This is a genomic window from Methylopila jiangsuensis (assembly GCF_027922305.1).
In the GTDB taxonomy this organism is placed as follows: domain Bacteria; phylum Pseudomonadota; class Alphaproteobacteria; order Rhizobiales; family Methylopilaceae; genus Methylopila; species Methylopila jiangsuensis.
Window position 1 is genome coordinate 99,787 of record NZ_BSFK01000010.1, and the last position, 20,225, is coordinate 120,011.

Consider the following 20,225-nt stretch of genomic DNA (forward strand, 5'->3'; position numbering starts at 1 on the left):
GGGCATACGGAGCAGGAGGGCCGCTTCATCCCTGCCGGCGTCATTTTTTATTCCGCCCCGTCGGGTCTCCACGCGCGGAGGATCGCGGCGATCAGCGCGTCGGCCTCATAGGGCTTGCGCACCACCGGCACGTGGGAAAAATCCGGCGGGATCATCGACCGGTCGCCATACCCCGTGGCGAAGATGAACGGCACGCCCCGCAGCGCCAGCGCTTCGGCCACCGGCAGCGAGGTGCCGGCGCCCAGATTGACGTCGAGCACCGCCACGTCCGGCCGGAAAGTCTCGAGCTTGCGCAGGGCCTCCGCAGCCGATGCGCTCGTGGAGATGGACAGCGCTCCGCGCTTCGCGAGCAGCTCCTCCACGTTCATGGCGATCAGGAGCTGGTCCTCGACCAGAAGCACCGACAGGTCGCTCAGGGTCGTCTCGGCGGGAAGCGCGGGAGCGGCGACGCGCACGGAGGCCGGCCCGTCCCGCATCGCCCCGCGGCCTTCCGCCGACGACACATGGCGGGATGGAAGCAGCAGGCGCGCCTGCACCCCGTCCGGCAGATAGCGCACGTCGCTTTCGCCGCCGAGATCGTAAGGAATGCTGCGGTCCACCAGCACGGTGCCGAAGCCTTCGCGGGTGGGCGGCGCCACCGCCGGGCCGCCGGATTCCCGCCACAGGATTTCGCAGTCGCCGGTCTCCGTCCGCCGCCACGACACGTCGAGCCGTCCCCCGCTCCGGGAGAGGGCGCCATATTTGGCGGCGTTGGTGGAGAGCTCGTGCAGCACCAGCGCCATCACCGAAAAGGCGCGCGCATCGAGCCAGATGTCGTCGCCGCTGCAGACGATCTGGGCGGCGGGCTCGCGATAGGGAGACACTTCGGCCGCCACCAGCGCCGAAAGCCGACCGCCGCCGTCGCCCCGCACCACCTGATCATGGGCGAAAGCCAACGCCTGGATGCGGCCCTTCAGCGACGTGACGTAATCGGCCAGCTCCTGCCCGTCCGCGGCCGGACGTCCCACCAGCGATTTGATGATCGCGAGGATGTTCTTGACCCGGTGGTTCAGTTCTTCGTTCAGCATGCGCTGGCGCACGTCGGCCTTGTTGCGTTCGTCCTGCAGCAGCTCGCTGTGGCGCAGCGCGATCTCCACCAGCGCCGAGCGCGCCGCCTCTGCGGTTTCGCGGTCCGCCTCGGACCACGGCCGGGCCTGAAGCCGCACCGTCTCCTTCCAGATGTCGAAACTCTTGCGCGGGGTCAGCCGGTCGCCGAGCGGGCCGGTGGAGTAGATCTTGTCGGGGTTTCCCGCCCAGTCGAGCGTCTGCACCAGCTCCTTGCGGAAGAAGAACAGATAATCGCGCGGCCGCTGGGACAGCGGAACCGCCATGGCGCCCGCGGCCTCGGCGCTGAAGTCTTCCGCGCCGGGAACGACCTGCGTCAGGCAATGCGACGCGTAGATCGCGCCCTCTCCCGCCTCGGCCGCCAGCGCCACAAGCCGCGCCACCGCGTCGCGGGGCGGCGTAGACCCCTCCGCCGTCCATTCTCCGTTCATCCAGAGCCCGACGCCGTCGCAGGGAACCAGGCGGGCGATGGACGCGAGGCTCTCGCGCACTGCGGCGCCTACGTCCTGATGATGAGAGGCGAGACGCAACACGCCGTCCAATGCGCGGCGGGCGTCCGCTGCGGTGCTGAGCTTGCGCTTGTGCTTCAGCGCCTCAAGCGTCAGCGAGAAGAACTCGCCGAACATTTCCGCCGCCACCCGCTCGGGCATCGGCAGCACCCGCGGCGAATAATGATGACAGGCGATGAGGCCCCACAATTCGCCGCCGACGATGATGGAGATCGACATGGACGCCGCGACGCCCATGTTGCGCAGATACTCGCAATGGATCGGCGACACGCTGCGCAGATGCGCGAAGGACAGGTCCAACGGCTCGCCGGAGGCGTCCAGCATCGGGACAAGCGGAGAGCGGGCTCCCGACGCGTCCGAGATCACGCGGATGGTGTTGCGCAGGTAGAGCGCGCGCGCCTGCTGCGGGATGTCGCCGGCCGGAAAATACTGTCCGTAAAAGCTTTCGAGGTCCGGGCGCTTGGCTTCCGCCACGACCCGTCCGGAGCCGTCCGCCTCCATGTGGTAGATCATCACCCGGTCGTAGCCGGCGATGGCCCGCACCAGCCGCGCCGCCGAGGCGACGAGCCGCTCCGGGGCGTCCGCCTCGCGGATGCGGCCGATCAGCATGCGCGACAGCTCCAGCGGCTGCCGGGTCTCGGCTGCGGCCGGCTCGAACTCGGCGATGGACACGCCCTTGAAGCGGTGGACGGCCACGTCGAACGCGCGACCGTGGACGGCGACGTCGAAGGCGAGCGCCGGGCGGGACGCGTCCGCCGCGGCGGCGAGCGCATTGCGCACCGTGTGCGCGGCCTCGGGGCCGATCACGTCCTCCAGGGGACGGCCGATGGCCTCGCCGCGGAGGCTGAGCATCTCTTCGGCGTTCTCCGAGCGTCGCAGCACCACGCCCGCCGCCGCGTCGCAGGCGAGCAGGCAGCCGTGGGGCTGGATGCTGCCCGGAATGTGGATCGGCTCCCGATCGCAGTTGGTGAGATCGACGCTGTAGGGATAGGTCATTGGGCGGTGACGAGCGAGGGCGCTTCCCTTTGTCGAGGCGCCATAGGTCACCCCAGAATGATGGTCCAGGCGGTCCGTGCGACGCCGGATACCTTAGGTCTTGAGGGGCAGATAGGGCGGCCTCGCGCCAAGAAAACGGTCTCCGGACGGACCAGCCCACGTCCGCTGCGCGGTCGCCGCCCCCCACCCACCGCCGCGCGAAGGGTGTTCCGCAGCCGCAGCGGGATACCCCATTAACCATTTGCTAACGAAGTTCGCCTCCATTAACCGTGATGACGCCGCCCGTCGGGGGATTGGCGAAAAGACTGAGAACAGGGGGACCGCCCGCCGTGAAGACGGATAGGCTCGTCGTTCGTTTCGCTGTCGCCACGGGCGCCGCCATGTCGCTCGCCGCCTGCGCGCAACAGCCGAAAACGGCTCCGATCGTGAAGGTCAGCCACTCCGCCGCAGACCGCGAATGCCTCGCCCGGGCGATGTATTTCGAGTCCCATCGCGGCAGCGACGACGGCATGCTCGCCGTCGGCACCGTGGTGGCGAACCGGGTGAAGTCCGGCCGCTACGGCCCCACCTTCTGCGATGTGGTGGCCCAGAAAGGTCAGTTCGCGCCGGGCGTGATGACCCGCTCCATGACCGACTCCGGCGCCGAGCGCGCGCGCCGGAACGCCGATGCGGTGCTCTCCGGCAAGCGCCATGCGGGCGTTCGCAACGCTATGTTCTTCCACACCGCGGGCCTGCGCTTCCCCTACCCGAACATGCATTACGTTCTGGTGGCGGGCGGCAACGCCTTTTACGAGAAGCGCAGCGTGACCACCGTCGCCGACGCCCGCGCCAACGCCCGTTCGCGCGCCCTGGCCCTGGCCTTCGCAAAGGTTGATCCGACCGCCGCGGCCAAGCCCATCATGATCGCCTCACTGGCGCCGGAGCATCAGCTTCGGGCCGCCGCGCCGGCGGTCGGCGCATCGTCGCCGACCGTCGCCCCGCTTCCGCCGACCGCCGCGTCTGCGCCGATCCCTGTTCCCGCTCCCTCGACGACGGCGCTCGCCTTCGCCCAGCCCACCGCGTCCGTGGATGGGCCGATCGCGGTGGGCACAGCGCAGGCGACCGAAGCCGCGCCCTTGCCCGGCTTCGCCGAACTGCGGCGCTGATCCGACGCCCCCGGCGGAAAAGCGCGCCGAAGCTCCGATTTCTGGCGTCCTGACCGCAGGGCGCGACGTCCGCGCGCGTTTCAGGCGCGTGGGGTTGCGGATCGGGATCGCCCCTCAGTCGCGTCATCCGGTCCGCGCATGTGAGGATACGCTCATGAAGACGGTTCTGCTTTCCTGCGGCTTCGCCCTCGGGCTTGGCCTGGCCGCGGTCCCCGCCGGCGCGGCCACCTATCTGGTTCCGGCGACGCCGCTGGCCGCGCCCGTGGTCGTGACCGATGTGGCCTGTCGCACGGTCGTGCGCCGGGTGGTGCGCCCGAACGGAACCGTCCGCATGGTCCGGACCCGCACCTGCACCGACACGCGACGGCCGGTCTATCGCGAGCGCCGCGTCTACCGCGACCGCCCGCACTATCGTCCGGCGCCCCGTCCGGGGGTCACCATCCGCGTGAACCCATAAAGGCGCTCCGCGCGCGTCGCCGCTTAAGCGCGGCGCGCGCGCCACAGGGCGCGGCCTTTGCGTTTTCGGGCGCCTGTTTCGCGCAGAATGCAATTGTATTTGGGCGCGCCGGCCCCTATGTGCTGGGCGCTCCCGAAACCATAAGCAAAGGTGCCCGCCGCACATGCCGATTGACGACAGCCTCGAGTCCCGCCGCAAATCCTCTCTGGAAGCTAAGAAGCAGCTTCTCGCTAAGTTCAAGTCTGCGGCCGAGGACCCGGAAGCTCAGAAGCGAGCCGCTGAGCGCAAGGCCATCGCGGATGCGCGGGCGGAGCGTGAGCGGGTGAAGGCTGAAGCGCGCCGCATCCAGGAAGAGGAAGAGCGTCGCATTCAGGAAGAGATCGCCGCCCGCAAGGCGGAGGAGGAGCGCCTGCGCGCCGAGGCCGCCGCTGCGACCGAAGCCGCACGCCGCAAGTCTTCCACCTTCATGGCCGCGCGCGCTCTCGCCTCCGTGGTCGGCGACATCCGCCGCCGGGCCTGATCGCCGTCCGAACGCGGAAGCCCCGCGTCGCGCGTTTGGCGTTGGCTTTTGTCCCGCCAGGATCGCGCCGACGCCGTCACGATAGATCGTGACCCGAAGCGCCGAGTTCCGCTCGGCGCTTTTTCTTTGGCCGTCTCCGGTCCGCCCCGGTCCCGATCTCAGAACCTCGCTGATGGGAGATTGCAGGCCAACCCGCGTTCCGAGGTTCGCGGCTGATCTGTCTTACTCGCGCGGGACGGCTTCCTTTCGCGCTCGGCGCCTGGCTCAGATTCCGGAGCGGAACAGGGCGCCGTCTCCACACCCCACGTGCCGCCGTGCGAAGCGGGGGCCGAGCGCGGTCAGCACCTCGTAACCGATGGTGCCGCTGGCGCGAGCTAGGTCGTCGACCGTCACACGCGGACCGAGAATTTCCACGACCTCGCCGCGCCGGGGCGGGTCGGGGAGGGCGGTGACGTCGATGGCGATCAGGTCCATGGAGATGCGGCCCACATAGGCGCAGAACGCGCCGTTGAAGGCGGCGACCGCGCCGGGCGCGCCGTCGGCGGAGCCGGCCGCCCGGAACACGCCGTCGGCGTAGCCGAGCGACAGGATCGCGAGCCGGGAACGCCGCGTCAGCCGCTCGGCGCCGCCATAGCCCACCGCGGTTCCGCCCTCCGCCTCGCGGACCTGGACCACATGGGCCTCGAGGGTGACGACCGGGCTGAGCGGCGCGGGCCGGCCGACGATCGGGTTCGAGCCGTAGAGCGCCACGCCTGGCCGGCGCAGGGCGAAGCCGAGTCCGCCGCCGGAGGTCGCGCCAAGCAGCGTTCCGGCGGAGTTGGCGAGGCTGGCCGGAGCGTCGGGCGCAAGCGCGGAGAGTTCGGCGAACAGCGCGCGCTGGCGCTCGGTCTCGGGCCGGTCGGGCTCGTCGGCGCAGGCGAGGTGGCTCATCACCAGCGCCGGACGGAACGGCGGCCGGGACAGGACCGCACGCGCCTCGTCCGGCGTGAGCCCGAGCCGCGTCATGCCGGTGTCGAGATGCAGCGCGGCCTCCGTCGCGGCGCCGGTCGCGGCGCGGAAGGCGGCCCATTCGAGGACCTCCTCGGTCGAGCCCAGCACGGGGCGGGCGTCGAGCGCGGCGAAGGCGTCGGCCGCGCCCGGCGGCAGGCCGTTGAGCACGTAGATCACAGCGTCCGGCGCCGCGGCGCGGACCACCCGCGCCTCGCTCAGATGGGCGACGAAGAAGGTGCGCGCGCCCGCAGCGCGCAACGCTGGAACCACCTCGGCCGCGCCGAGGCCGTAGGCGTCGGCCTTCACCACGGCGGCGCATTCCGAGGACGGGTCGAGCGCCGCCAGCGTCCGCCAGTTGCGCGCGATGGCGCCGAGGTCGATGGTCAGCCGCGCGCCGGGAAACGAAGCGCTCACGGCCGCCCCGCCATGCGGCGGCTCACATCTGCTCCGGCAGATGGTCGGGCTGGGCCAGATTGCCGAAGCGGGTGAACTCGGCCTCGAACTGCAGCAGCACGGTGCCGGTGGGACCGTGACGCTGCTTGCCGATGATGACCTCGGCCTTGCCCGCCACGTTCTCCATCTCCGTGAACCACTGGTCGAACTCCGGCGTGCCTTCGCGCGGCTTCTTGTTCTTCACGTAATACTCTTCGCGGAACACGAACAGCACCACGTCGGCGTCCTGCTCGATGGAGCCGGATTCGCGCAGGTCCGAGAGCTGGGGCCGCTTGTCCTCGCGGCTCTCCACCTGGCGGGAGAGCTGGGACAGGGCGATGATCGGCACCGCGAGCTCCTTCGCCAGCGCCTTCAGGCCGGTGGTGATCTCGGTCAGCTCCTGCACCCGGTTCTCGCCCTTCTTGGCGGAGGCGGAGAGCAGCTGCAGATAGTCCACCACCATCACGTCGAGGCCTTTGGAGCGCTTCAGGCGCCGCGCGCGGGCGGCGAGCTGGGCGATGGAGATGCCGCCGGTTTCGTCGATGAACAGCGGCACGCGCTGCATCTCCGCCACCGCCTCGGTGAGCTTGAAAAAGTCGCTCTCCAGAATGTCGCCGCGGCGGATCTTGGACGACGAGATCGAGGCCTGCTCGGCGATGATGCGGGTGGCGAGCTGTTCGGCCGACATTTCCAGCGAGAAGAAGCCGACCACGCCGCCGTTCACCGTCTCCACCCGGCCGTCGGGCAGGGTCTCGCCCTTGTAGGCCTGGGCGACGTTGTAGGCGATGTTGGTGACGAGCGAGGTCTTGCCCATGCCGGGGCGGCCCGCGAGGATGATCAGGTCCGAGGCCTGAAGTCCGCCCATCAGCCGGTCCAGGTCGTCGAGGCCGGTGGCGATGCCGGACAGGCCGCCGTCGCGCTTGTAGGCCTTGGCGGCCATGTCCACGGCGGTGGCGAGCGCCTGGGAGAACGGCTGGAAGCCGCCGTCGTAGCGGCCGGTCTCGGCGAGGGCGAACAGCTTGCGCTCCGCGTCCTCGATCTGGCCGCGGGGGGAGGCGTCCACGCCGGCGTCGTAGGCCTCGTTCACCAGCTCCTCGCCGATGCCGATCAGCGAGCGGCGGATGGCGAGGTCGTAGATGGTGCGGCCGTAGTCCTCGGCGTTGATGACGGTGGTGGCCTCGGCCGCGAGGCGAGCGAGATACTGCGGCACGGTCATGCCGCCGAGGTCGATCTCCACCGGCAGGAAGGTCTTGATGGTGACCGGCGTCGCCGCCTTGCCGGCCCGCACCAGGCTCGCCACGATCTCGTAGATGCGCTGGTGCAGCCCCTCGTGGAAATGCGCGGCCTCCAGAAAGTCCGAGACGCGCCAGAAGGCGTCGTTGTTCACCAGCAGCGCGCCCAGCAGCGCCTGCTCCACCTCCACGTTGGAGGGGGCCTGCCGGTACTGCGGCTCGGGGTCGATGAGGCGGCGGGCGAGGGAATCGGCGAGGGCCATGGCGGACGGGTCTTCGGCTGCGACGGGTTGCGCGCAAGCCTAACACGCCCGTGCGCCCTGCGAGAACGAACCGGGACCGGAAACGCCGCGATCCGGCGTCGCCCCCGATTCCCACAGGCCAAAAACACGAGCCGGGCGAGTCCGTTGACTTGCGGGCCGACTCGGGGCGGCCGGCGTCAGCGCGCCGCGAGCAGCGGGTCGATCAGCGCCGAGAACTCGTCGACGGTCATCATGCCGGCGGCTTTGCGGCCGTTGATGAAGAAGGTGGGCGTGCCGGTGACGCCCGCGGCGACGCCGCGCCGGGCCACCGCGTTGACGCCGTCGAGCAGGCTCTGGTCGGCGAGGCAGGCGTTCACCTGCTCCGCGCCCATGCCGAACTGGCGCATCAGGCCGCGCAGGCCCTCCAGCGGATCGGGCGCGTGGGCCCAAGCCTCGTCGGAGCGGTAGAGCATGTCCACCACGCCGTGCCAGCCCTTCTCGCCCGCGCAGCGCGCCAGCATGAAGCCGCCGGCGTCGAGGGCGTTGAGCGGGAACTCCCGGAACACGAACTGGATCTTGCCCGTGTCCACATATTTGGCCTTCACCGCCGGCCAGGTCTTGAGGTGGAAGTCGCGGCAGCGGTGGCAGGTGAGCGATGCGTATTCGATCACCGTGACCGGCGCCTGCGCGGCGCCGAAGGAGTTCTCCGGCAGTGGGCCGGACTGGGCCAGCGCTTTCTCCGCCTCGGTCTGGGCGAGGGCCGGGCTCGCGCCCGCAAGCGCCGAGGCGGCGGCGAGCAGCATGAGGTCGCGGCGGGTGAACAGGGGCATGGGCGTCAAGGCTCCGGCGCGGGCGGAAGGACCGCGGGCCGGCGGAGCTTAAGCGCCCGCCGCGGGTCGCGCTCAAGGGGCGACGCATCAACAGTCGGTGAAAACGAAAACGCCCGGCGCGAGGCCGGGCGTTTCCTGAAGAGTTGAGGTTGCGTCCGCCGATCAGCGGGCGTCGTCCTCGGCCTCGTCGGACGGAGCCTCGTCCCGGTCGCGACGGTCGCGGCGGTCGTCCTCGTCGTCCTCGGAGAAGGTCTCGAAGGCCGGGCCTTCCTCACGCACGGTGAGGTCCTCGCCCTCGGCCTGGCGCACGGCCTCGGCCTCGGAGCGGGCGACGTTGATCTCGACGAAGACCTCGACTTCCGGGTGCAGGCGCACCGGCACCTTGTGCAGGCCGATGGTCTTGATCGGCACGTGCAGCACCACCTGGTTGCGGGCCACCGTGAAGCCCTCGGCGGTCAGCGCCTCGGCCACGTCGCGGGCCGACACCGAACCGTAGAGCTGGCCGGTCTCGCCCGCCTGGCGGACGAGGATCACCGACACGCCGTCGAGCTTGGAGCCGACGGCCTCGGCCTCGTTCTTGAGCTCGAGGTTGCGGGCCTCGAGCTGGGCGCGCTGGCTCTCGAACTTCTTGCGGTTCGCCTCGTTGGCGCGGAGCGCCTTGTGGTTGGGCAGCAGGAAGTTGCGGGCGTAGCCGTCGCGCACGCGCACCTCGTCGCCCATCTGGCCGAGCTTGGCGATGCGTTCGAGAAGGATGACCTGCATGGGAGTTCTCCGTGTGTTTGAGCGTGGATCGGGATGAAGCGCGGCGTCAGGGCGTGGGCGCTGCCGGCGGACCGCCGAAGCGCTTGCGCACGCCGATGCTCTGCTCCGCAAGGCCGAGGGCGGCGAGGAACACGCCGACCCAGGGCTGGATCAGCAGCAGGGCGTAGACGCCGAAGAGGATGAGCCCGCGCGTCGGCATGGCGCGGGTGGTGACGTGCACCACCGCGAGGCCGAGCAGGGTGAAGGCCACCAGCAGCGTGGTCGCGAACAGCTCCGCCACCAGCCCCGCCAGATCCGGCAGGAACGAGCCCAGCATGGCGGCGAAGAAGCCGTAGGAGGCGGTGCGCGGGAAGGTCATGGCCGACAGATCCGGCCACGGCCGGATGAGCCGGCCGGAGGCGCGGGTGATGCGGCCGGCGAGCCAGAGGTTGACCAGCGACGACACCGTCCACAGCAGCGCCGCCATGATCGGCAGCAGCGCCGCCATCAGGTCGAACAGCCGGGCGCGGTCCTCGCCCTCGGGCAGGCCGGGCGTGGCCGGCGCGGTCTCGAACACCCGGCCGAACAGGGCCTTCAGCGCGCCGCGATACTCGTCGAGCGAGGTCCCGACCATGGGAATCGACAGCGTCACCAGCAGCGCGCCGATGACGGCGGTCCACAGCACCAGCCGGCCGACGGGGTACCATTCGGTCTGGCTCTCGGTCGCGCCGGGGCGCGCCAGCAGCGCCAGATAGGCGAGCCACCAGGCCGGCAGGCCCACTGCGACGGCGTGGAACAGGCCGCCGGTGGGCCCGAGCGCGACGCCGAGCGCCAGCGCGGCCACGACGGCGCCGATCAGGCCGGCGTGGTGGCGCCAGCCGATGCCCGCGATCAGGATCGGCAGCGGGGCGATGTAGAACAGGAAGATGGCGAGGACGGAGCCGGACGCGGCCGAGGCGTAGAGCAGCGCGGACGCAAGTCCGGCGCAGAAGCCTACAAGCAAGAGGGGCGCGTTCGTCATCGGTCGTCCTGCTGTCCCGCGGGCGAGGGCGCCTGAGCGGTTAGGGCGGGGTCTTCGGGCCCGGCCCAACGGCGCCGTCGGAACGGCGCTTCGGATCACTGGAAGACGGCTTCGGCGCGGACGCCGAAGCCGGAAACGGTCGTCTCAGTGACGGGAGGCGGCGCGAGGCCGCCTCAGATCACTTGATGACGTAGGGCAGCAGGCCGAGGAAGCGCGAACGCTTGATGGCGCGGGCCAGCTCGCGCTGCTTCTTGGCGGAGACCGCCGTGATGCGCGAGGGCACGATCTTGCCGCGCTCGGAGATGTAGCGCTGCAGAAGCCGCACGTCCTTGTGGTCGATCTTCGGGGCGTTGGCGCCGGAGAACGGGCAGGTCTTGCGACGGCGGAAGAAGGGGCGGCGCTGGCCGCCGGACGCTGCGGCGGCCATCACTCGGCTCCCTGCTCGTCGCGGCGCGGGCCGCGGTCGTCACGGCGCGGACCACGGTCCCCGCCCTCGCGGCGGAAACCGCCGCGCTCGCCGTCGCGGCCGCCGCGGGGGCGGTCGTCGCGGTCGTCGCGGTCACGGCGCTGAAGCATCGCGGACGGGCCCTCCTCGAGCTCCTCCACCTTCAGGGTGAGCACGCGCAGGATGTCTTCGCTGATGCCCTGCTGACGCTCCAGCTCGGCGACGGCGGAGGCCGGCGCGTCGATGTTCAGGAGCGTGTAGTGGGCCTTGCGGTTCTTCTTGATGCGGTAGGCGAGCGGCTTCACGCCCCAGTACTCGGTCTTGGTGACCTCTCCGCCGAGCCCCTGAAGGACGGCCTTGTACTGTTCGGTGAGCGCCTCGACCTGCTGCGCCGTCACGTCCTGGCGCGCCAGGAAGACGTGTTCGTAAAGCGGCATGAGGGCTTGAACCTTCTTGCGGTGGATCCTGCCGTCCGGCGCGAAGCCCTTCGAGCCCGCGAAGGCCCGAACAGATTCTCGAAGGCGGAGACACGGGAGGTCGGACCCCTTACGGTCCTGATCGGGCGGAACCCGAACCCTCCGTTCAGCCCCCAGCCGAACGACGCGAAGCGCGCCCTATAGAGGAATCCCCCGTGACGCGCAAGACCTTCGCCGTCGCCCCCGGATCGCAGAGGGCCGCGAGAGCGGCGTGACCGGTTATCAAGCTTGGGGCGGGAAGGGGTTTTGATCGCGCGTTTCGGCGATTTTCAAGCCGGCCTTGAATCGCTCTCTTTGCTTTCAGACCTTGCCGGCCAGCGCGTCGAACAGGCCCGCCACCAGCGGCGGGTTCGGCTCGAACACGTCTTCCAGCGTCGCGACCGTGATCGCGCCGGCGCCCGCGGCGGTGAGAGCGTCGATCAGCGGGAACAGCGCCTTCTTCGGCGCGTGCAGCGTCAGCGGCGTTCCGGGCGCCGGCGGGCCGAACGGCGCGCGGGCGTCGAAGCGGGCCGCCACGTCCACCAGCACCCGCTCCACGCCGGCGTCGAAGCGCGCCCGCACCTCGCGGATCTCCCGCGCCCGCACCTCGGCCGCGATCCGGGTCAGGATCACGCGGGCGGCGGTGCGCGCCGCGTCCGACCAGTCGGCGGACAGCCCCGCCACCAGATGGGCCTGGCTGCGCAGGATGACGCCGTCGCTCAGGATCTTGAGCGCGTTGGCGGACAGGGTGGCGCCGGTGGAGGTGATGTCCACGATCACGTCCGCGGCGCCCGCCGCCGGCGCGCCTTCCGTGGCGCCGAGGCTCTCCACGATGCGGTAGTTGGAGACGCCCGCGCGGCCGCGGCCGTCGGCGCGGTCCTTCCATGCGAAGAAGCCGTGGGTCAGGTTGACGTATTTGGTGGCGACCCGCAGCCGGCGGCCGTGGCGGCGCTGCAGGTCGGCGGCCACGTCGTCGAGATCGGCCATGGTGTTGACGTCGATCCAGGCCTTGGGCGCGGCCACCACAACGTCCGCATGGCCGAAGCCCAGCGGCTGGAGCAGCTTCACGCGGGTCGCGGCGTCCGGAATCTGCTCCCGGATCAGATCCTCTCCGGTCACGCCGAGGTGCGCGCCGCCGCTCGCGAGCTGGCTCGCGATGTCGGAGGCGGAAAGATAGGCGATCTCCACCGCCGGCAGGTCGGCGATGCCGCCGCGATAGTCGCGCGCGCCGTTCGGGCGGGTGAAGTGCAGGCCGGCGCGGGCGAAGAAGGCCTGCGCGTTCTCCTGCAGGCGGCCCTTGGAGGGAACGGCGAGGATCAGGGGCCGGGTCATCGGGCGGCTCCGGGGAAGCGGTCGAGCCAGAGCGAGAAGCCGACGCCCGTCACGGGGGAGGGAGCTCCCAGCGCGGAGAGAAGCCGGTCGTAGCGTCCGCCGCCGGCGAGCGGCCCTTCGGCCTGACCCGGTTGCGACAGCTCGAACACGAGGCCGGTGTAGTAGTCGAGCCGGCGGCCGAAGCGGGCGGAGAAGCGCATGCGGTTCACCGGCAGGCCCGCGGCCTCGAAGGCGTCGAGCCGCGCGGCGAAGGCCTCGGCCGCGGCGCCGAGCCCGAGGCCGGATGAGGCCAGCGCCGCCAGCCGGTCGGCGGCCTCGCGCGCGCCGCCCTCGATGGCGAGGAAGGCGTTCAGCGCCCGGCGGGCCTCGTCGTCCAGCGCGCCGGCGGAGCGGGCGGCGTTCTGCTCGATGAAGCGGTCGGCGATCTCCGCCGGCGTCCGGCCGCCCACGGCGGCGATGCCGGCGAGCGACAGCACGTCCTCGATCACCGCGCGGGCGGCTTTTGGGCCGGCGGCGTCGAGCGCCGCGAACAGGCCTTCGAGCTCCTGCGGAGCGGGTCCGGGGTCGGCCAGCGCGTCAAGCGTCGCGCCGCCATAGGCGATCTCGCGGGTGAGGCGCCGCTTCAGGGCGTCCGGCGCGTCGACGGCCTCGACCGCGGCGGCGATGAGGCCCAGATCGCCGAGCTGGATGTGGGGCTCAGCCACGCCGAGCGTGGCGCAGGCCTCGAGCGCCAGCGCCAGCATCTCGGTCTCGCAGGCGAGGCTGTCGGCGCGGCCGAAGCTCTCCACGCCCGCCTGCGGGGTCTCGCTTGGGCCCGATCGCCGCTGACGGAAGATGGGGCCGGCGTAGAAATAGGCCCGCGCGGCCGCCGCATCCGGGCCCGCGAGATGGGCGCGGGCGACCGGAATGGTGAAATCCGGACGCAGGCAGAGCTCCCGGCCTTCGGCGTCGGAGGTCAGGAACATGCGCTGGCGCAGCTCCTCGCCCATCACATGCAGGAACGGCTCGCTTGGCTGCAGGATCGAGGGCTCGACCCGGCGGAGGCCTGCGGCCTCGAAACGGTCGAGCAGGGTCGAAGGGATCGGAACCAGCGGGGACATCGGCTCGCACGGTTGAACGGGGGCGGGTTGCCCGCGCGAATAGCAAACGGGGGCCGCGAGCGCGACCCTTTTCCCGCGGGCCGCGGCCATGGCGCGCGGGTTGCGAGGTTGGGATGCGTCTTATATGTTATAAAATAACATTACATAATGAGGACTGGCCATGGCCGACCCCCGCCTTCCCGTCACCGTGCTGTCCGGCTTCCTCGGCGCCGGCAAGACCACCCTGCTCAACCACATCCTCGCCAACCGGGCGGACCTCAAGGTGGCGGTGATCGTCAACGACATGTCGGAGGTGAACATCGACGCCGATCTGGTGCGGAACGGCGGTAGGCTGTCGCGCACCGAGGAAAAGCTGGTGGAGATGACCAACGGCTGCATCTGCTGCACCCTGCGCGACGACCTGCTGACGGAGGTGCGCCGCCTCGCCGCCGAGAAGCGCTTCGACGCGTTGGTGATCGAATCCACCGGCATCGCCGAGCCCATGCCGGTGGCCGCCACCTTCGACTTCCGCGACGAAAACGGCTTCTCGCTGTCGGACGTGGCCCGGCTCGACGCCATGGTGACGGTGGTGGACGCGGCCAACCTGCTGAAGGACTACGGCGGCAAGGACTTCCTGAAGGACCGCGGCGAGACCGCAGGCGAGGGCGACGAGCGCACGCTAGTCGATCTGCTGGTGGAGCAGATCGAGTTCGCCGATCTGGTGGTGCTGAACAAGGCCTCCGCGGCGACGCCCGAGCAGCGCGCCGCGGCCCGGGGCGTGATCCGCGCGCTGAACGGCGACGCGGAGATCGTGGAGGCGGATTTTGGACGCGTGCCGCTGGCCAAGCTCGTCGACACCGGCCGGTTCGATTTCGAGCAGGCGCGGCGCAATCCGCTGTGGGCCAAGGAACTGTTCGGCTTCAAGGACCATGTGCCGGAGACCGAGGAGTACGGCGTCTCGAGCTTCGTGTTCCGGGCGCGCCGTCCGTTCCACCCCGAGCGGTTCTCGGCTGTGCTTGCCCGCACCTGGCCGGGGCTGGTGCGGGCCAAGGGCCATTTCTGGCTCGCGACCCGGCCGGACTGGGCCGGCGAGATGTCGCTTGCCGGCACGATCTGCCGCACCGAGGGCGCGGGCTTCTGGTGGGCTGCGGTGCCGAAGCGCGACTGGCCGGAGCATCCCGAATGGCGCGACTGGCTGAAGGCGCGCTGGGACAAGGTCTGGGGCGACCGCCGGCAGGAACTGGTGTTCATCGGCGTCGGGCTCGACCGCGCCGCGATCGAGGCGGCCCTGGAGGAGGCGCTGGTGGGCTCGGAGACCGGGCCGGACTGGTCGCTCTACGCGCGGCTGCCAGACCCGTTTCCGCTCTGGCGCCGGGATGCGGCCTGAGGGTAGAGGTTAGGGCCATGGCCCTGTTCTTCCGCTCGAAACGCGCCGAAGACCCCGAGCGCGCCGCCGTCTCGCGCCGGCTCAACGATCTGGCGCGGGCGGCGCTTGCGCTCGGCGAGGACGACGCCCTCACCGTCAGCGAGATCGCCTGCGGCGATCCCGCCTGCGGCGGGGCGGAGACGGTGATCCTCGTCATGCGCGTCGGGGCCCGCACCAAGGCGCTGAAGCTCGCCATGCCCATGGCGCAGGTGACGGAAGACGCCCTGCGCCGTGCGGCCGAAGAAGCGGCCTGACCGCCCTTCGCCTCTCTTTCCAACAGAAATCCGTGGTCTTATAACGCGCCCCGATCTCATTCGTCGGACGAGCGTTCACCGCTGATCCCGCCTTGCGCCGGAAACGGCGGCGGACCCCGTCCCGCAACCGCCGGAGGCGTCCGTGGCCGGACATTCGCAGTTCAAGAACATCATGCACCGCAAGGGCCGCCAGGATGCGGTGCGGGCCAAGCTGTTCTCGAAGCTCGGGCGCGAAATCACCGTCGCCGCCAAGTCGGGTCTGCCGGACCCGGCCATGAACCCGCGCCTGCGCCTCGCGGTGGCTGCGGCCAAGGCCCAGTCCATGCCCAAGGACAACATCCAGCGCGCCATCAACAAGGCCTCCGGCGGCGACGCGGACAACTATGAAGAGGTGCGCTACGAGGGCTACGGCCCCGGCGGCGTCGCCGTCATCGTCGAGGCGCTGACCGACAACCGCAACCGCACCGCGGCCGCCGTGCGCTCCTACTTCACCAAATCCGGCGGAGCGATGGGCGAAACCGGCTCGGTGGCGTTCATGTTCAGCCGGGTGGGCGAGATCGTCTATCCGGCCAAGGCAGGCTCCCCCGACGAGGTGCTGGAGGCGGCGATCGAGGCCGGCGCGGACGACGTGGAGTCCGACGAGGAAAGCCACGTCGTCACCTGCGCCTTTGAGGACCTGAACGAGGTGTCCAAGGCGCTGGAGGCCAAGCTCGGCGAGGCCGAGGCCGCCAAGGCGGTGTGGCGCCCCTCCACCACCACCGCGCTGGACGAAGACAAGGCGGTCTCGCTGCTCAAGCTGGTCGACGCGCTGGACGACGACGACGACGTGCAGAATGTCTACGGCAACTACGAGATCTCCGAAGAGATCATGGCCAAGATCGGCTGAGCCCGGCCTTTCAGTCCCCCCATTGCGAAAAACCCGCGGGCGAAGGTCCGCGGGTTTTTTCATGCGCCCGCCGGCGCGGCGGCGAAGCCCGCGAACGAAAACGGCCGGGACGCGATGTTCCCGGCCGTTCCGCGTGTCTGGGAGGCGTTAAGCCGATCAGGCCGCCTTCATGGCGTTGGCCTTCTCGATCAGCGCTTCCGCCATGCGGATGGAGGCGATGTCGATCAGGCGGCCGTCGAGCGCCACGGCGCCGCGGCCGGCCTTGGCGGCCTCTTCCATGGCCTCGAGGATGCGGCGGGCCTTGGTGACCTCGGCCTCGGACGGCGTGAACACGTCGTTGGCGAGTTCGATCTGCGAGGGGTGGATCGCCCACTTGCCCTCGTAGCCCGCGGCCGCGCAGCGGCGGGCGGCGGACAGGTAGCCGTCCGGATCGGAGAAGTCGCCGAACGGGCCGTCGATCGGGCGCAGGCCATAGGCGCGGCAGGCGACCAGCATGCGCTGCTGGGCGAACAGCCACGGATCCTGCCAGTGGGTCTCGCGCTTGCCGGACTCGTCCTTGTCGGTGAGCACCGAGTAGTCCGGGTTCACGCCGCCGATGACGGTGGAGCGGGTGCGGCAGGAGGCGGCGTAGTCCGCCACGCCGAAGGACATGGCCTCGAGGCGCTTGGACGAGGTGGCGATCGCCTCCACGTTCGCCATGCCGAGGGCGGTCTCGATCAGCACCTCGAAGCCGATCTTCTTCTCGCGCTTCTTGGCCTGCTCGATCTGGGTGACCAGCACGTCGATGGCGTAGACGTCCTGCGGAACGCCCACCTTCGGGATCAGGATCATGTCGAGGCGCGGGCAGGCCTCAACGATGTCGACCACGTCGCGGTACATGTAGTGGGTGTCGAGACCGTTGATGCGGATCATCATGGTCTTGGCGCCCCAATCGATCTCGTTCAGGGCCTGGATGATGTTCTTGCGCGCCTGCTCCTTGTCGTCGGGCGCGACGGCGTCCTCGAGATCGAGGAAGATCACGTCCGCCTTCGACTGGGCCGACTTCTCCATGAAGGTCGGGTTGGAGCCGGGCACCGCCAGCTCGGAGCGATGAAGACGCGGCGTGGCCTGCTGAACCAGCGTGAAGCTCATGATATCCTCCTCGGATGTCCGGATGCTTGTTCGTCTATAACGAACACGGCGTTTCTTGAAGCGCGTCTTTTTAGTCCGTTAGACTTACGTCTTTGTGACGCGCGCGACATATTATTCTTGTCACGTCTTGTATGCCACGGCGTCGCCCTGCGGCGCCGTGGCGATGGTTCGCGTGCCGGCGGAGAGGCTCAGCCCGTGGCGCCGAAACCGACCGCGATGCAGTTGATCGACAGCAGCAGCGCGGACTTGCTTTCCTCGCGCTTGAACTCGTCGGTCTCCGCCCGGAAGCGGCGCAGCAGCTCCACCTGTTCGCGGCTGACCTGGTTGATCACCGGCAGGCGCTCCTCCAGCCTTTCCCGGAAAGCGGGGTAGCGGAAGGCGATTTCGCCGCCGCCGGAGACGCGCAGCGCCATCTCGCAGGTGAGCGCGTACTCCTCCTCGATCATGCGGAAGATCTCGTCGCGGATCTGCTGGTCCGGCACGAGAGTGGAGTATTCGCGCGCGATCGACAGGTCGACCATGCGCAATGTCTTCTCCACCTCGTCGAGGATCAGGCGGAACGGCTTGGACTGCTCGAACATGCGCTTCAGCAGCGCCTCGCCGTCCTGCCCGCGCACGTCGATGAAGTTCTTGAAGGCGGAGCCGATGCCGTACCAGCCGGTGACGATGTGCCGGTTCTGCGCCCAGGCGAACACCCAGGGGATCGCCCGAAGGTCGCTGAGCGAGCGCGCCCCGAAGCGCCGCGCCGGGCGCGAGCCGATGTTGAGCAGCGCCAGTTCGTCGAGCGGGCTCGCGTTCTGGAAATACTCCACCAGCCCGGGGTGCTGGATCAGCTTGGTGTAGACCGCCCGGGACGCGCCGGACAGCGCCTCCATGGCGTCGTCGAATTCGGGCCGGGAGCCGTTCTTCTCCAGCTTCGACTTCAGGATGTGCTCCATCACCGAAGCGGCGGTGAGCTCCATCTGATAGGCGGCGGTGCCGCGGTTGGAGTATTTGAACGACACCACCTCGCCCTGGTCGGTCACCCGGTACTGGCGGCTGATGGAGCCGGGGGGCTGGGCCTCGATGGCGCGGGCGGTCGGCGCGCCGCCGCGGGACACCGAGCCGCCGCGGCCATGGAAGAAAGCGATCGGCACGCCCGCCTGCTGGCCGACTTCGGTCAGCTTGGACTGCGCCTTGTACAGCTCCCAGTTGGAGGCGAAGTAGCCGCCGTCCTTGTTGCTGTCCGAATAGCCGACCATGACCTCGTGGAAGCCGCCCTGCCAGCGCACCGAACGGCGCACCAGCGGGATCGACAGCAGCTCCTTCATGATGGCGGGCGCGGCGCGCAGGTCCTCGATGGTCTCGAACAGCGGGACGATCGGCAGCTGGCAGATCTCCACGCCGGGGCTGTCCAGATAGAGCCGGGCCTCCTTGGCGATGAGGTAGACGCCGAGGATGTCGTTCACCGAGCGCGTCATGGACAGGATGAAGCTGCCCACCGCCTCGCGGTCGAGCTCGGTCTTCATCTCCGCCACCAGCGCGAAGGTGGCGAGCGTCTCGCGCGACGCGTCGGACAGGCCGTCCAGCGAACGCTTTACGGTGCGGGGCTTGGACAGCTCCGAGGTCAGCCAGGTGCGCCATTCGGTCGATTCGACGTCCGGCGCCTCCTCCACCGGGCGACCCTGGATCGAGGCCCAGATCTCCCGCAGCGTGTTGGTGGTGCGGGTCGAGTTCTCGCGGATGTCGAGATTGACGGTGGAGAAGCGGAAGATCTCCACCATGCGACGCACCGGGCGCACCTGATTGACCGCAAGCGACCGGCAGCCGGAGTCGATCAGGCCCTGCTCCAGCGCCTTGATGTCGTTGATCAGTTCGTCCGCGTCCACATAGAACGGGCCCGGCAGGACGACCGGCTCCTCCTTGTTGCGCTCGATGGTGGCGTCGAGCTTGCGCAGCATGCAGGTCTGGAACTGGCGGAAGTGCTCGCCGGGATTGCGCGCCTGAATGGCCTCGCCGTCGCCGCTGGCCGCAAGCCGCGCGGTCAGCTCCTTGCGGAAGGCGATCGGCGTCGGCAGCGCCCGTTCGGTGATCGACAGCAGTTTGCCGAGGTCGTTGAGCCGGGCGCGGAACCGCCGCATGGAGGCGCGGCCGTTGCGCTTCAGCGTGGTGCGGGTGACGTCCGAGGTCACGAAGGGGTTGCCGTCCCGGTCGCCGCCGATCCAGCAGCCGAACTGGAAGAAGGCCGGCACTTCGAAGCTCTCGTCCGGATAATATTCGGCGAGGGAGGCTTCGAGCGAGTACAGCACCTCGGGGATCATCTCAAACAGCGCTTCGTCGAAGAAGTGCAGGCCCCAGGAGACCTCGCGCTCGACGGTGGTCTTCTCGAGCTGCAGCTCGCCCGTCATCCAGATCAGCTCGATCTGGTCGCGCAGGTCCGCGAGCAGCGCCGCGCGCTCGCGCTCGGTCCAGCGCGGCAGCTCCAGCTCGCGCAGGTCGAGATAGATGCGGCGCAGCTTCTCCAGCACCGTCACGCGCTTGGCCTCGGTCGGATGCGCGGTGAGCGTCGGGCGGATGCGGATCGACTTCAGCAGCTCATGGATCTCGGGCGCCTTCACGCCGGCCGCCACCGCCTCGGCGAGAACGTGGGAGAAGGTGCCGCGCACCGCGTCGCGCCCCTGGGTCCGCTCCGCATGGCGGCGGCGGCGCATGGCGGTGTTCTCCTCCACGATCGACAGCAGGCGGAACCAGATGCCCTGCACCTGCAGCGCCCGGCCCAGCAGCTCCGGCGTGAGCTGGGAGATGTCCGCCTCGCCGCGCAGGACGGATTCAAGCTCCGGCTGGTGCCGGCGGCACACCTCGATCAGAGCGTGGAACAGGATTTCGGTGGCCGCGTCCGGCGCCGTTCCGGTGATGACCGGCGGCGCGAAGGGCTCGATGGTGTCCGGCATGGGCGCGGCGAATTGAGCTTGGGGAGACATCGCAAGGTCCATGTCTGCGGGCGGCGGGCGCCGTCAGG

The 20,225-nt window shown here is 69.9% G+C and carries 18 protein-coding genes; 6 read left to right on the forward strand and 12 right to left on the reverse strand.

The annotated features are described in order from the left end of the window. Positions 1-47: 47 nt before the first annotated feature. Positions 48-2,609, reverse strand: coding sequence for an HWE histidine kinase domain-containing protein (locus PKE85_RS10170; protein WP_271204631.1), 2,562 nt, complete (start codon positions 2,607-2,609; stop codon positions 48-50). 329 nt (positions 2,610-2,938) lie between these two features. Here PKE85_RS10170 and PKE85_RS10175 point away from each other — a divergent pair, with 329 nt between their 5' ends. From PKE85_RS10175 to PKE85_RS10185, 3 genes are all read left to right on the forward strand, one after another. Beyond that, positions 2,939-3,754: a cell wall hydrolase gene (locus PKE85_RS10175; RefSeq protein ID WP_428981341.1), complete on the forward strand. Its 816-nt coding sequence runs from the start codon at positions 2,939-2,941 to the stop codon at positions 3,752-3,754. 154 nt (positions 3,755-3,908) lie between these two features. Further along, positions 3,909-4,211 carry a hypothetical protein gene (locus PKE85_RS10180; RefSeq protein ID WP_271204632.1) on the forward strand — a complete coding sequence of 101 codons (303 nt, stop codon included), beginning with the start codon at positions 3,909-3,911 and terminating at the stop codon, positions 4,209-4,211. Positions 4,212-4,374: 163 nt separating this feature from the next. Further along, a complete protein-coding gene (locus PKE85_RS10185) occupies positions 4,375-4,731 on the forward strand; it encodes a DUF6481 family protein (protein ID WP_271204633.1) in 357 nt (118 codons plus the stop codon). A 264-nt stretch (positions 4,732-4,995) separates the two neighbouring features. On the opposite strand, the gene alr is transcribed toward PKE85_RS10185, so the two are convergent. The 9 genes from alr to PKE85_RS10230 form a co-directional block, all read right to left on the reverse strand. Further along, on the reverse strand, positions 4,996-6,135 hold the full coding sequence (gene alr / locus PKE85_RS10190) for an alanine racemase (RefSeq protein WP_271204634.1): 1,140 nt from the start codon (positions 6,133-6,135) through the stop codon (positions 4,996-4,998). Between the two features lie 22 nt (positions 6,136-6,157). Next, a complete protein-coding gene (locus tag PKE85_RS10195; protein ID WP_271204635.1) occupies positions 6,158-7,648 on the reverse strand; it encodes a replicative DNA helicase in 1,491 nt (496 codons plus the stop codon). A 176-nt stretch (positions 7,649-7,824) separates the two neighbouring features. Beyond that, on the reverse strand, positions 7,825-8,457 hold the full coding sequence (locus tag PKE85_RS10200) for a DsbA family protein (protein ID WP_271204636.1): 633 nt from the start codon (positions 8,455-8,457) through the stop codon (positions 7,825-7,827). Between the two features lie 162 nt (positions 8,458-8,619). Continuing rightward, on the reverse strand, positions 8,620-9,219 hold the full coding sequence (gene rplI / locus PKE85_RS10205; RefSeq protein WP_271204637.1) for a 50S ribosomal protein L9: 600 nt from the start codon (positions 9,217-9,219) through the stop codon (positions 8,620-8,622). Positions 9,220-9,265: 46 nt separating this feature from the next. Continuing rightward, positions 9,266-10,219, reverse strand: coding sequence for a DUF2232 domain-containing protein (locus PKE85_RS10210; RefSeq protein ID WP_271204638.1), 954 nt, complete (start codon positions 10,217-10,219; stop codon positions 9,266-9,268). A gap of 178 nt (positions 10,220-10,397) precedes the next feature. Beyond that, on the reverse strand, positions 10,398-10,646 hold the full coding sequence (gene rpsR / locus PKE85_RS10215) for a 30S ribosomal protein S18 (RefSeq protein ID WP_271204639.1): 249 nt from the start codon (positions 10,644-10,646) through the stop codon (positions 10,398-10,400). Next, on the reverse strand, positions 10,646-11,101 hold the full coding sequence (gene rpsF, locus PKE85_RS10220; RefSeq protein ID WP_271204640.1) for a 30S ribosomal protein S6: 456 nt from the start codon (positions 11,099-11,101) through the stop codon (positions 10,646-10,648). Before rpsF ends, rpsR begins: the two co-directional genes overlap by 1 nt. Positions 11,102-11,440: 339 nt before the next feature. After that, the gene (gene hisG, locus PKE85_RS10225) at positions 11,441-12,451 is read right to left on the reverse strand and encodes an ATP phosphoribosyltransferase (protein WP_271204641.1); all 1,011 of its coding nucleotides are present in this window, start codon (positions 12,449-12,451) and stop codon (positions 11,441-11,443) included. Then, a complete protein-coding gene (locus PKE85_RS10230; RefSeq protein ID WP_271204642.1) occupies positions 12,448-13,551 on the reverse strand; it encodes an ATP phosphoribosyltransferase regulatory subunit in 1,104 nt (367 codons plus the stop codon). The genes hisG and PKE85_RS10230 overlap by 4 nt, the downstream gene beginning before the upstream one ends. A 160-nt stretch (positions 13,552-13,711) precedes the next feature. Here PKE85_RS10230 and PKE85_RS10235 point away from each other — a divergent pair, with 160 nt between their 5' ends. From PKE85_RS10235 to PKE85_RS10245, 3 genes are all read left to right on the forward strand, one after another. Further along, entirely contained in the window at positions 13,712-14,917 is a 1,206-nt protein-coding gene (locus PKE85_RS10235; RefSeq protein WP_271204643.1) for a GTP-binding protein, read from the forward strand. Positions 14,918-14,934: 17 nt separating this feature from the next. Further along, positions 14,935-15,210, forward strand: coding sequence for a hypothetical protein (locus PKE85_RS10240; RefSeq protein WP_271204644.1), 276 nt, complete (start codon positions 14,935-14,937; stop codon positions 15,208-15,210). A gap of 142 nt (positions 15,211-15,352) precedes the next feature. Continuing rightward, the gene (locus tag PKE85_RS10245) at positions 15,353-16,096 is read left to right on the forward strand and encodes a YebC/PmpR family DNA-binding transcriptional regulator (RefSeq protein WP_271204645.1); all 744 of its coding nucleotides are present in this window, start codon (positions 15,353-15,355) and stop codon (positions 16,094-16,096) included. Positions 16,097-16,252: 156 nt separating this feature from the next. On the opposite strand, the gene PKE85_RS10250 is transcribed toward PKE85_RS10245, so the two are convergent. Both PKE85_RS10250 and PKE85_RS10255 read right to left on the reverse strand, forming a co-directional pair. After that, entirely contained in the window at positions 16,253-17,227 is a 975-nt protein-coding gene (locus PKE85_RS10250) for an HpcH/HpaI aldolase/citrate lyase family protein (RefSeq protein WP_271204646.1), read from the reverse strand. A gap of 188 nt (positions 17,228-17,415) precedes the next feature. Continuing rightward, positions 17,416-20,187, reverse strand: coding sequence for a phosphoenolpyruvate carboxylase (locus PKE85_RS10255; RefSeq protein WP_271204647.1), 2,772 nt, complete (start codon positions 20,185-20,187; stop codon positions 17,416-17,418). Positions 20,188-20,225: the final 38 nt, after the last annotated feature.